The organism is Acidiphilium iwatense (assembly GCF_021556475.1).
Lineage (GTDB): Bacteria > Pseudomonadota > Alphaproteobacteria > Acetobacterales > Acetobacteraceae > Acidiphilium > Acidiphilium iwatense.
On the sequence record NZ_JAKGBZ010000068.1, the window covers coordinates 1 to 12,704 of the forward strand.

A 12,704-nucleotide genomic window follows, 5' to 3' on the forward strand; every position below is an offset into this window, starting at 1 on the left:
CGCCCGTTATTTCCAGACCATGCGGTCCAATCCGCTCCATCATAAGTATCCACCTCCCGTAAGTGGACACCTATTCCCAGCAGCCCGCCACCCGGCCTAGGTGCGCCGAAATTCGCGCTTACGGAAAGGCGATCGCCTACACGCGCAACCAATGGGAATATCTGATCCGTTACGCCAGCGACGGACGGGCCCCGATCGACAACAACCTGTTGGAACGCGACATCCGAATCTTTGTCACTGGCAGAAAAGGCTGGCTGTTCAGCGACACCGTTGCTGGTGCCAGGGCAAGCGCGGTGATCTACAGCCTCGTCCTGACATGCAGGGCCTGCAGCGTTGACCCCTACGACTGGCTGAACCACGTTCTCGCCGAACTCCCACAGCGCGGCGCAAATGACGGCATCGATGACCTGCTGCCATTCAACTTCGTCCGCAAACGCGACAGCGTCGCCGAAAACACAGGCTGATCCGCCAACTCGCGCGGATCAGCCTCAATCCCAAGCACACCGAACATGACCGCGTCCGCACGCAAATGTCGATCATGTGCGTCAAAATGCGCGCTTACGGTTGTTTCTGAGGGCCGCGAACGCGCATTTTGCGAACCAAACTCAGCGAGATGTCGCGGGCGGGGACGGCGCACGCGAAGAAATCCGCATCGGTCCATTCCGGGTTCTCCGGGTCGTGCTCGATGCCGCGCTGAATCGCGGCGTCTTCCTCATTCGTCGGCCGAATGAATTTCCGCTTTCATAGATGCCAACCTCCTTATTGCTGGCCTTCCGCAAGCTGATAACTCTCACCGCGCGGCGCTCGATCGTGAATACCACGACATGCAATCGCTCGCCGATTGGTCCGATCGCCGTCAGGCGGACCGCGCCATAATCGAACCGGGTATCGGCACGCACCAGCGCGGCGGAAAACTCGAAATCCCGGATGATTGCAAAATCCACCCCATGTTTCGCGAGGTTCGAGGCCTGTTTGCGGCCATCCCATTGGATATCCATCTAATTGTATATACAAAAATATGGCAGGTCAAAGCTAATTCGCTTTTGCCGCCTTCGGCGCGCGAATCGTGGCACTCGCCCGGATATAGGGCTGGAACGACGCGCCTTGATCGAGACGCGCCGTCCGTCTGGTTCAGGCAGCCTTCGCCATGCTGCGCAGCACGTAGTGCAGAATGCCGCCGTTCTGATAATACATCACCTCGTCCTTGGTATCGACGCGGCAGAGCAGCGAAACCTTATCCGTCGAGCCGTCGGCGCGGTGGATCGCCATGTCGATATCCATGCGCGGGCTGAGCTGTTCGAGGCCGAGAATGTCGATGGTTTCGTCGCCGCGCAGCTCAAGCGTCTTGCGGCTCACGCCCTCCTTGAACACCAGCGGCAGGACGCCCATGCCGACCAAGTTGGAGCGATGGATGCGCTCGAAGCTCTCGGCGATCACCGCCTTGACGCCGAGCAGCATGGTGCCCTTCGCCGCCCAGTCGCGCGACGAGCCGGTGCCGTATTCGCGTCCGGCGATCACCACCAGGGGCACGCCCTCGTGCTGATAGCGCATCGCGGCGTCGTAGATCGACATCTGCTCGCCCGAGGGATAGTGCCTGGTATAGCCGCCCTCGACATTGTCGAGCATTTCGTTGCGGATGCGGATGTTGGCGAAGGTGCCGCGCATCATGATTTCATGATTGCCGCGCCGCGAGCCGTAGGAATTGAAATCCTTCGGCAGGATCTGCCGCTCCTGCAGATATTCGCCGGCCGGCGTGGTCTTTTTGAACGAACCCGCCGGCGAGATGTGATCGGTGGTGATGCTGTCGCCCAGCAATGCCAGAATCCGCGCGCCGACAATATCCGTCACCGGTGCGGGGTCCTTGGTCATGCCTTCGAAATAGGGCGGGTTCTTCACGTAGGTCGAGGAACCCGACCAGCGATAGGTCTCCGATTCGCCTTCGACCTCAATCGCCCGCCACTGCTTCGGGCCCTTGAACACGTCGCCGTAGCGGTCCTGGAACATCGCCCTGGTCAGGGTCTTTTTCACGATCTCGGAAATCTCCGTCGAGGTCGGCCAGATATCCTTCAGATAGACATCGCGGCCGTCCTTCGACCGGCCGATCGGCGCGGTGGTGATATCGACCCGCATCGTCCCTAACAAGGCGTAAGCGACGACCAGCGGCGGCGAGGCGAGGTAGTTTGCCCGCACGTTCGGATGCACGCGGCCCTCGAAATTGCGGTTGCCCGACAGCACCGAAACCGCGACCAGCTTGTTATCCTCGATCGCATCGGCGATCACATCTTCGAGCGGACCGGAATTGCCGATGCAGGTGGTGCAGCCATAACCCACCGTCTCGAAGCCGAGCGCGTTGAGATCTTCGGTCAGGCCGGATTTGTCGAGATACTCGGTCACCACCTGCGAGCCCGGTGCCAGCGAGGTTTTCACCCAGGGCTTCGGCACCAGCCCGAGCGCGCGGGCCTTGCGCGCGACCAGCCCGGCGGCGACCAGCACCGACGGGTTCGATGTGTTGGTGCAGGAGGTGATCGCGGCGATCACCACGTCGCCATGGCTGAGCTGGTAATTCTTGCCGGCGACGCTGGCTTTCTTGCCGACATCGTTGGCCGGAACGCCGAGGCTTTTGGTGAGTTCCACGTCGAACGCGGGTGCGGCCTTCGACAGAGCCACCCGGTCCTGCGGCCGCTTCGGCCCGGCGAGCGAAGGCTCGACGGTGGACAGGTCAAGCTCCAGCGTGTCCGAGAACAGCAGCTCGCTATCGTCGCGCCACAGGCCCTGCGCCTTGCAATAGGCTTCGACCAGGGCAATGCGGTGCTCGTCACGCCCCGACAATTTCATGTAATCGAGGGTGATCTGATCAACCGGGAAGAAGCCGCAGGTCGCGCCATATTCCGGTGCCATGTTGGCGATGGTCGCGCGATCGGCCAGCGGCAATTGATCGAGGCCGGTGCCGTAGAATTCGACGAATTTGCCGACCACGCCCTTGCGGCGCAGCATCTGGGTGACGGTGAGAACCAGATCGGTCGCGGTGATGCCCTCGCGCAGCGAGCCGGTCAGCTTGAAGCCGATCACGTCGGGGATCAGCATGGCGATCGGCTGGCCGAGCATCGCCGCTTCCGCCTCGATGCCGCCGACGCCCCAGCCGAGCACGCCGAGCCCGTTGACCATGGTGGTGTGGCTGTCGGTGCCGAACAGCGTGTCGGGATACGCGAGCGTCTTACCATTCGCCTCGGCGGTCCACACCGCCTGGGCAAGATATTCCAGGTTCACCTGATGGCAGATGCCGGTGCCGGGTGGCACGACGCGGAAATTGTCGAACGCCTCCTGGCCCCAGCGCAGGAATTCGTAGCGCTCGCCATTGCGCTCGAATTCGATATCGACGTTGCGTTCCAGCGCGTCGCGGCGGCCGAACACATCGACCATCACCGAATGGTCGATCACCAGATCGACCGGCACCAGCGGGTTGACCCGCTCGGCATTGCCGCCGAGCTTGACGATGCCGTCGCGCATCGCCGCGAGATCGACCACGGCGGGAACCCCGGTGAAATCCTGCATCAGGATACGCGCGGGGCGGAACGGCACGTCCTTATCGGAATGGGCCTTGTCCACCCATTCGACGATCGCCTTGGCGTCATCGACGGTATAGGTCGAGCCGTCCTCGAAGCGGAGGATGTTTTCGAGCAGGATTTTCAGGGTGCGCGGCAGGCGCGAAATGTCGCCGAGCTTTTCAGCGGCTTCATTGAGTGCGAAATAGACGTAGTCCTTGCCCTCGACGCTCAGCGTCCGTTCCGTTTTCAGACTGTCCCGACCGATCATGTTCATGGTGCTCGCTCCTCTTCGCGCGCTTCGGCGCATCGCGCCGCAGCCAATGCCGATTGCGCTGCGCTTTAATCACGGCGCACGCTGCGCGTCCATGGCTGGAACGTGATCTAGACATGCTCGAAGCGCGCTCCCTGGCCGCGATCCGCGGCGAACGGCTGGTGTTCCGCGATGCCTCGTTTTTGCTGGAACCCGGCGGCGCGCTGCTTCTGGTGGGGCCGAACGGCGCGGGCAAATCCTCGCTGCTCCGGCTGCTCGCCGGCCTTACCCCGCCAGCCGCCGGTGAATTACTGTGGGACGGCGAAAACGCGCTGGACGATCCGCCGCTGCACGCCACCCGGCTCTGTTTCGTCGGGCATCTGGATGCGATCAAGCCCGGTCTCACCGTCGCCGGCAATCTTTCACTGCCGCGCCGGATTCCGCCGGCGGCGATCGTGGCGGCATTGGAAACCGTCGATCTCGACCGCTTCGCCGATCTGCCGGCCCGATTGCTTTCGTCAGGCCAGCGGCGCCGGCTCGCTTTGGCACGATTGGCGCTCAGCCCGGCCCCGCTCTGGCTGCTCGACGAACCCACCACAGGGCTCGATACCGCCTCGGTCTGGCGTCTTGAGCAGCGTTTCGCTGGCCATCGGGCCAAGGGCGGGATGATCGTGGCGGCGACCCATTTGCCGCTCGATCTGCCCGGCACTCAATCGCTTGACCTGAGCCGGATCGCCGCGTGAGCCGGTTCATCGCGCTGATTCGCCGCGAACTAATCCTCGCGATGCGCCATGCCGGGGACAGCGTGGCGGCCTTGCTGTTCTTCGTGATCGCGGCGAGCCTGTTTCCGTTCGCGCTCGGGCCCTCGCCGCAAGTGCTCGCCGGCATCACCCCCGGCGTGATCTGGGTGGTCGCCCTGCTCGCGGCCCTGCTGCCACTCAACAGATTGTTCGGCGCCGATTTCGAGGATGGCGCGCTCGATCAGCTCATGGTCTCCGGCCTGCCGGCCAGCGCGGTCGCGCTCGGCAAGATGATCGGCCACTGGCTGACCACCGGATTGCCCCTCCTGATCATTGCCGGGCCGGTCGCGGTCATGCTGCGGCTCGATCCGGTCCTCCTGCCGCGCCTCCTGCTGACGCTGCTGCCCGGCACGATCCTGTTCTCGCTGGTCGGCGGGATGAGTGCGGCGATCACGCTGGGCGCGCGCGGCGGCACGGTTCTGCTGCCGCTGATCGCACTTCCTCTGATGATCCCGGCGCTGATTTTTGGTGCGGCCGGGGTGGTCGTTCCCCACCCGGTCGCCGAATTCGCCATGCTGTTCGGCCTGCTCGCGCTGTTCCTGCCGCTGGCGCCGCTCGCCGCCGGCGCGGCATTGCGGGCGGCGGTGTCGTAGGAGCTGCGGTTGTGTCGCTTCGGCTCTTGGTTACTGTTGTCGCATGACTCAGCAAGCAGGCGAAGAACTCTGGCGGGAGACGAACCGGGCGAATTGGAACGAACGGGTGCCAATCCACCTGCGCTCGAAATTCTACGATATCGAACGCCTTCGCGCCGGAACCGCAACGCTCTACCCGATCGAGGAGGTCGAGTTCGGCCCGGTCGCTGATCTCGACGTGCTCCATCTACAGTGCCATTTTGGCTATGACAGTCTGGTTCTGGCCCGCCAGGGCGCGCGGGTGACAGGTCTCGATTTCTCGGGAGTCGCGACCACGGCGGCGCAAGACCTTGCCAGGGAACTCGACCTCGCCGAGCGGGCCACCTTTGTCGAAGCCGATTTGTACGATGCTCAGACCGCGATTGGTCCGCACCGGCGGTTCGACCGCGTCTTCGTGACGTGGGGTGCTCTGGTCTGGCTTCCCGACATCACGCGATGGGCCGAGATCGTCTCAGGCTTTCTGAAGCCCGGCGGACGCCTCTACCTCGCGGATGGACACCCTTTCGCCTATCTGTTTGATGAGCACGCGGCTCCTCGGAGCGGCCCGCTCAAATATTATGCTCCGTATTTCGGTTCTCTCGGGATTCGAGCTCAAAGTCCGATCGACTATGCCGATGCGGAGGCGAGGTTGACGAACGCGACAACGTTCGAATTCCTCCACACGCTGGGAGATATCATCACCGCGGTAACCAAGGCAGGTCTCACGCTCGACTATCTGCACGAGCATCCGACGGTCCCTTGGCAAATGTTCGACTGTCTGGTCGAAGACGAACGGGGTATGTTCCATTGGCCCGACCAACGCTGGCTTCCGCTGGCATTTTCGATTTCCGCTCGACGTGAGTGATTGCCCATAGTTGCGAAAAAATGGATTGCTTCACCCGCTGCGCGGGTTCGCAATGACGGGGTGGAAATCGACTCGGGAACTCGCTCCGGTGAGTCGGCTGGGGTGATTTTTCGAGCACCGGAGCGGAGCGGAAGCTACGTGAGCACCGAAGCACAGAAAAAGCGCGTCAGACGGCCGCCGGAGTAGAGTTCCCGAGTTCCCTACGCGATGCGTTCGCCATGCAGCACCTCGTCCAGCCCCTGGCGTTCCTCATCGCGGCTGACCCGCAGCCCGACCAGCCGATCGATCGCGAACAGCAGCCCGGCGGTGACGCCGCCGCAATAGATCACCGTCGCGGCGACGCCGAGCGCCTGGACGGCGAGCTGACGCAGCCCGGCATGGACCGCGCCATCCGATAGCGGCGCGAAGGCGAGCAGCCCGGTCGCCAGCATCCCCAGCGCGCCGCCGATGCCATGGACGCCGAAGGCGTCGAGCGTGTCGTCGTAGCCGAGCCGCACCTTCGCCACCGTCACCGCCCAGAAGCACAGCAGCCCGGCGGCGATCCCGATCAGCAGCGCCGGGCCGGGCAGCACGAACCCCGCCGCCGGCGTGATCGCGACCAGCCCGGACACCGTGCCCGAAATCGCGCCCAGGACGGTGGGTTTGCCGCGCAGCGCCCATTCAATCGCGGTCCAGGACAGGGTCGCCCCCGCCGCCGCCATCTGGGTGACCAGCACCGCCATCCCCGCGTTCGGGTTCGCCCCGCCCGCGCCGCCCGAATTGAAGCCGAGCCAGCCGACCCAGAGCAGCGAGGCGCCGATCACCGCGTAGGACAGGTTCCACGGCATCATGTTGTCGTGACCGAAGCCGAGCCGCTTGCCGAGATAGAGCGCGCAGACCAACCCGGCGATGCCCGAATTCACCTCGACCACCGTGCCCCCCGCATAATCGGCGATCCCGAGATGAAACAACCAGCCCGCCGGACTCCAGACCCAGTGCGCGACCGGTGCATAGACCAGGATCGACCACGCCCCCATCAGCAGCAGCAATGCCGAGAATTTCATCCGTTCCGCGAAGCTGCCGGTGATCACCGCCGGCGTGATGATCGCGAAGGTCATCTGGAACATGATGAACACGCTCTCCGGTACGCAATAGTGCACCGCATCCGGCAACCCGGCGCCGAGGGTGAACGGCGCCCGCCAGTTCCGCGCGAGATCGCCCAGCATCGCGCCGGACAGGCCACCGATAAATCCGTCGCCATTGGAAAAGGCCAGGCTGTAACCGACGATCATCCACAATACGGTGACCAGTGCGCAGATCACGACGCCCTGCATCATGATCGCCAGCACGTTCTTCTTGCGCACCATGCCGCCATAGAACAGCACGAGACCGGGGATGGTCATCAGCAGAACGAGAACCGAACTGATCAGCATCCAGGCAGTGTCGCCCGCGCTGAGGCCGGTTTCTGCCGCTTTTGCGGGCAGACATAATCCCATGAGCGGAAGCGCCATTGCCCCCGCGACCCAGATGCGCCGCCCCATTGCGACCTGCTCCTTGCTGTTCCGCCCATTTGCCGGTGCGGTTGACCGTGTGACGAGGGCGGATACGCAGGATTCGTGCCAGCGTTCGTTAGATCATTCCCGCGAGGGCCGCGTCGGTGGCCGCCGCCGACCAGTCGCGCGCGATCAGGGCCCGGCCGGCGGCGGCGATCCTGCGGTAGCGCGCTTTATCACCATGGAGCGCAACGATCGCGTCGGCAAGCCCGGCATCGTCGGCGGCCACGCAACCGGCGAGGATATCCGGCCAGTCGATCCCTTCGATCGCGACCGGCGTTGCGATGCAGGGGATGCCGGCGGCGAGACTGTCCAGCACCTTGCCCTTGATCCCGGCACCGAACGCCATCGGCGCCACGGTCAGCCGGACTCGCCCGAAAAACCCGGCGAGATCATCGACCGCGCCGATCATCTCCACACCAGACGCCGCCCAGCGCCGCATCGCCTCCGGCATGGCGGAACCCGCGATCAGGCAGGTTATCGACGGGTCGCGCGCCCGCACCAGGGGCATGATCGAAAACGCCAGCCGCCGCGCCGCATCCAGATTGGGCGCATGGCCGAAATGGCCGATGAAGCCGATCGCGCCGCGCTGCGCGCGCGGCGTCTTTACCGTCGCGGGCGCGATCGCCCAGGGCGCAATCACGATTTTTTGCGGCGGCAGGTGACGGCGGAGCAGATCGGCCTCGGCGCGCGAATGCGTCAGCACCGCATCGGCGGCACAAGCGACCGCGAGTTCGGTGGCGCGCACCTTGCGCGCGAGGGCGATCAGGCTCGCTTCGCGTTCGACCATCGCCCGCCGGGCGAGCCGGACATGATGCAGATCGGCGACGCTATAGATCACCTTTGCACGCGGCTGATGCGCCCGCACCAGCGGCATGTAGCGCGCGGCGGCGTCGAGCCGGTGCAGATAGACGAGACTGAAAGCGCCCGCTTCGCGGGCAAGCAGTTCCTCGACCGAGCGAACCCGCGGCGCCACACGCCAATCGACATCGACACCGTCCGGCACCGCTGCGGCGGGATCGGCGGCAATGAAGCTCACCGCATAACCAAGCCGGATCAGGGATTCCATGTGTGACAGAATCGCGTTCGATCCGGCATCCCGCCCACGCGCCGGCATCGCCATGTCGATCACCAAAGCACGCTTCGCCGGCTCGGCCTGCCTGGGCGTCGCCGTGGCGCGTGCTGAACGGCGCGACGCGAGACGATCGATCTGCCCGGTCAGCGCCTCGATCGCCGAGTCGATCCCCGCTGTGCTGTCAATCCCATCGAGCAGTGCCGCGAGCTTGGTTTGTGCCTCGGCGTCGAAGGCGTCCGATGCCTCGATCAGCGCGGGCGAAGCCGCGAGTTCCCTGCCGTCGCGCTCGCACACCACGCGGATGACATGGCGACCAAGGCCGGGCAAGCCACCCGCCAAGCTGAGTTCGAAACCATGGCGCCCATCGCCGATGCCGATGGCGGCGAGATCGGGCCGGTGCGCATTGGCGACCACGCGGTCGAGCAGGGTGCCGTTATCGATGATCAGCAGGGCGACCGGCCGGTCGGGGTGGCGCTCATTCTGCGCCCAGCCGGCGATCCGGGTACGGGTCGCGACGTCGAGCCGGCCGCGCAGCATTACCGGCTCGCTACCGGCATCGGATCAGGCGGCGCGCGGCATCGCGGCGCTGGCGAGCGGCGCGCGATCGGCGGCGCGGCGAACGGTCACGTCGGCACCGGCGAACCCCGTGGGCACCGCGAGGCGGAAGCCATGACAGCCGCTGCCGAGCCCGGCATCCTCCAGATCCGCCCGGTAGAGATTGGCGAGGCCGCGCGCGACTACCCTGCCTTTCGCCACGATCTCGAGGCATACTGGCATATCCGGGGTGGTCGCATCCTGTGCCCAGCCGACCGCCCAGAGGCCGTCGGCATCGATATCGACCCGCTCGAACCAGCCGCGCAGATCGCCGAAGGATGCGCCCTCGGTCGCGACCCCGCCAACGCGTGCCAAGCGCCGGCGGATCGCCTCCAGCACCGGCCCATTCTCGATCCGTTCGGCACAATAATTGGCGGATGTGCGGTCGGCGCCATAGCGCGCCACATAGTCGCGCACATTGTGGAACATCGCGCGGTTATCGTCGTTGATATAGGTCTCGGATGCCGCGCCCTCGGCGAAAATCACGTCGTGCCGGTCAAGCTCGACATGGACGTAATCGACCCGGTCGCTCACCTCTTCCTGGACGATCGAGACGCCATTCACCAGGCAGGACGCAGGGACCAGCGCGCCGTCGATCAGCATGGCGTGTTGCGGGCTCACCCACAAATCCCGGCGCGGTCGGCCATTGCCGAGCGCGCCGGGATAAAACCGGATCGGGAGGATATGTGGCTTGCCTGCCGCGAAGCGCGCGGCATAGGCGCGGCGGCCGAGCCATTTGACCGGCTTGGCGGTTCCGTCGGCGGTCAGCACAGCATCTCCGATCGCGAGATCCTCGACCGCGACCTCGCCGGAGGGCGTGGCGATTCGCGTGCCGGCCCGATAGCAGGCGACGGTGATGTCCGTCCCGCCCACCGAATCGGTGGCAATGCTGAACAGGCTGGAGAAAAAACTGCCGGTGCTCAGCGTGATATCGGCAAGATCGGTACCGGAGGCGGAGTCGAGCGACAAAGTGCCGCCCGCCGAGCCGCCGGCATTCTGCGTCCAGATCGCCTGCGATGCGCTGGTGACACCCTGAAGGTCGATCGTGTCGCCGGTCTGATAACCGTCGATGAGGGCGAATATCGCGGGGCTGAGGCTGGAATCGACGATCAGGTCGTTGCCGCTGCCGCCGAAGGTGATCGCGAGATTGACCTGCGCCGTCGCCAGATTGTCGCCGAGCTGCAGCGTGCCGTCGCCTGGCGGGCTGAACAGGTTGGGATCGCCGCCGAGGGCGAAATTCGGCGCCAGGTAACCGGTGCCGGACGGGTTGAAGATCTCGGTGGCGCCGGCGCTCAGATAATCGGTGAACGGCGCCGTCACGCCGGTGATCGCGATGATGTCGGCGGCCAGCCCCGGCTGTGCGGTGCCCGAGATGTTCAGCCGTCCGCCGAACCCCGCCACATCGATGTCGTAGGTGTCCGAGACCGTCAGGTCGGTGATCGACCCGATCGTTCCCGAGCCGACGGTGATGGTGGAAGTGGGAGAGACCATGAATCGATCCTGTCCGGGACGGAGGTTTCTGTTACTTTAGGTTGTATATTGCGGTCGATCGTGGTTGTGTCAATCGGTTTATCGCCGTGCGATGCGTGCATGGCCGCCTCGGGAGGCTTCGATTCGCATCGGGTCGTCGGGCCGGCTGCGGGCATCGCGCGGGATCGTCTGGCCGGGGATTGCCATTTTCACGCGCCGCAGGGCGGTCCGAGCCGCCGCGCGGTCGGGATGTTTCGGCGGAGCCCGGTTCGCCAGAATATAGGCGTATCGGTTGGCGCCCGCCGGGAATGGATGACCGGGGCCGAGGGCCGACCGCCCCACCGGCACCGGCGGTTTGAGCGGGATGCCGAAGCGTGCGTTCATCGCTGTCAAAGTGCCGCCTTGCAGTGGCGTCACGCCCAGCATCGGGCCGATCCGCGCGATGATCCGCCCCACGGCGGGGGCGGCGACATAGCCTCCGGTGGTGAATCCGTATGAAAAATGCTGCATTTTCTTGGTCGGCTTCGGATGCACTACCAGAACATAGATCACGTAGTGCGGATGGTCGGCCGGAAACACCGCCATGAACGACGCATTGTTGAGGTGGTTGCGATAGCGGCCATCGGCGGCCACCACCTGCGATGTGCCGGTCTTGCCGCCCACCAGATAGCCAGGTACGCGGGCATAAATTCCGGTGCCCGACAGCACCACTCCGCGCATCAGCTTGCGCATGATGACCGACACGCTCCGGCGCATCACCCGCACGCCGCGCCGTGGCGGCGCGCCGATCCGGCGGGCGAGCAAAGTCGGCTTGAACAGGATGCCGCCATTCACGTCCGCGACCACCGCGTTAACCAGAATGATCGGCGCCATCGCGATGCCGTTGCCGAAGCTCACGGTCATCGTGGTCAGCAGCTTCCAGGTATCCTTCGGATGCCAGATCGGCGGCTGAACCCCCGGCATCTGCACCGGCGAGGGCTTGAAAAATCCCATTTTGCGCAGCCAGGCGCGCTGGATTTCGGGGCCGAGGATGGTCGCGATGCGCGAAGCCCCGATATTCGATGAAAACGCCAGCACCGCCGGCATCGCCAGCCAATCATGCACCGGCTCGTAATCGGTGACGGAAAATCCGTCGACGAACAGCGGGTGCGTGGTGTCGAACCGATCCCAGTAATGGATCAGCCCCGATTGCAGTGCGGCCGGCATGGTCATCAGCTTCATTACGCTGCCCGGTTCGTAATCGCCGGAGATGCAGCGATCGAACAGCGAATCGGTCGGGGCGTCGTGCAGATCGTTCGCATCGTAGTCAGGCAGGCTGACCATCGCAACGATCCGCCCGGTCATGCTTTCGACGATGCCGCAGGCGCCCCGCGCCTGGTAGTCGCGCATCGCGCGGGCGACCTCGCGATGGACGATGTCCTCGACCCGGATATCGATCGACAAACGGAGCGGTTTCGATGGCCGGCCGATCAGGCGGCGATCGAAATACTCTTCCACCCCGGCGATGCCGCGCTGATCCGGCGTCACCCCGCCGAGTATGTGCGCCGCGAGATCGCCCTCGGGGTAGTGACGCATCCAGACATGCTGGAAATAGAGGCCCGGAATCCCGAGCCGGTTCACCGCGAGTTCCTGGGCGGCGGTGAGATCGCGATCGAGATAGACGAACCCGTATCGTTTCAGGCTCAGCCGATGCGCGATCGCGCGCTTGTCGAGCATCGGCAATGCCTGTTCCAGCGTCGCCGCGTCGCGCCGCGGGTGGCTGATCTGTTTCGGATCCGCGAACAGCGCAGCCCCCGGCAGCGACACGGCGAGGATGGTGCCGTTGCGGTCCAGGATCGGCGCGCGGTCGGGTGCCGCAAGCCGGGTGCGGAAATCGGGGCGCCGGGCGGTGAGCACGGCGGCACTCGGCTTGATCGGGTGGAGCACCGTGGCATCGATCAATTTCGCGCCGACCGCGAGATA

At 64.9% G+C, this 12,704-nt stretch carries 10 protein-coding genes; 4 read left to right on the top strand and 6 right to left on the bottom strand.

The genetic code is table 11. From position 1 onward, the window contains the following. Positions 1 to 62 precede the first annotated feature (62 nt). Positions 63 to 464, top strand: coding sequence for an IS66 family transposase (locus tag L2A60_RS18630; protein WP_329603605.1), 402 nt, complete (start codon positions 63 to 65; stop codon positions 462 to 464). Positions 465 to 605: 141 nt separating this feature from the next. Here L2A60_RS18630 and L2A60_RS18635 read toward each other — a convergent pair whose 3' ends face one another. Together L2A60_RS18635 and acnA are read right to left on the bottom strand one after the other, a co-directional pair. Continuing rightward, complete coding sequence (locus L2A60_RS18635) at positions 606 to 998, bottom strand: BrnT family toxin (RefSeq protein ID WP_235705976.1); 393 nt, start codon at positions 996 to 998, stop codon at positions 606 to 608. Positions 999 to 1,131: 133 nt separating this feature from the next. Next, the gene (acnA, locus tag L2A60_RS18640; RefSeq protein ID WP_235705977.1) at positions 1,132 to 3,819 is read right to left on the bottom strand and encodes an aconitate hydratase AcnA; all 2,688 of its coding nucleotides are present in this window, start codon (positions 3,817 to 3,819) and stop codon (positions 1,132 to 1,134) included. Between the two features lie 113 nt (positions 3,820 to 3,932). Between acnA and ccmA the strand changes: the two genes are divergently transcribed. Genes ccmA through L2A60_RS18655 form a run of 3 tightly spaced genes read left to right on the top strand, consistent with a single transcriptional unit; the run spans position 3,933 to position 6,071 of the window. Next, on the top strand, positions 3,933 to 4,538 hold the full coding sequence (gene ccmA / locus L2A60_RS18645; RefSeq protein WP_235705978.1) for a heme ABC exporter ATP-binding protein CcmA: 606 nt from the start codon (positions 3,933 to 3,935) through the stop codon (positions 4,536 to 4,538). Next, complete coding sequence (ccmB, locus tag L2A60_RS18650; protein WP_235705979.1) at positions 4,535 to 5,188, top strand: heme exporter protein CcmB; 654 nt, start codon at positions 4,535 to 4,537, stop codon at positions 5,186 to 5,188. Before ccmA ends, ccmB begins: the two co-directional genes overlap by 4 nt. Before the next feature lie 43 nt (positions 5,189 to 5,231). After that, a complete protein-coding gene (locus L2A60_RS18655) occupies positions 5,232 to 6,071 on the top strand; it encodes a class I SAM-dependent methyltransferase (protein ID WP_235705980.1) in 840 nt (279 codons plus the stop codon). 200 nt (positions 6,072 to 6,271) lie between these two features. Here the strand turns inward: L2A60_RS18655 and L2A60_RS18660 are convergent, their stop codons facing one another. The 4 genes from L2A60_RS18660 to L2A60_RS18675 all read right to left on the bottom strand — a co-directional run. Beyond that, on the bottom strand, positions 6,272 to 7,591 hold the full coding sequence (locus tag L2A60_RS18660; protein WP_235705981.1) for an ammonium transporter: 1,320 nt from the start codon (positions 7,589 to 7,591) through the stop codon (positions 6,272 to 6,274). Positions 7,592 to 7,679: 88 nt separating this feature from the next. Next, positions 7,680 to 9,215, bottom strand: coding sequence for a glycosyltransferase (locus tag L2A60_RS18665; RefSeq protein ID WP_235705982.1), 1,536 nt, complete (start codon positions 9,213 to 9,215; stop codon positions 7,680 to 7,682). Between the two features lie 24 nt (positions 9,216 to 9,239). Beyond that, the gene (locus tag L2A60_RS18670; protein ID WP_235705983.1) at positions 9,240 to 10,763 is read right to left on the bottom strand and encodes a Hint domain-containing protein; all 1,524 of its coding nucleotides are present in this window, start codon (positions 10,761 to 10,763) and stop codon (positions 9,240 to 9,242) included. 78 nt (positions 10,764 to 10,841) lie between these two features. Next, a partial coding sequence (locus L2A60_RS18675; protein ID WP_235705984.1) for a peptidoglycan D,D-transpeptidase FtsI family protein occupies positions 10,842 to 12,704 on the bottom strand: 1,863 nt, incomplete at its 5' end.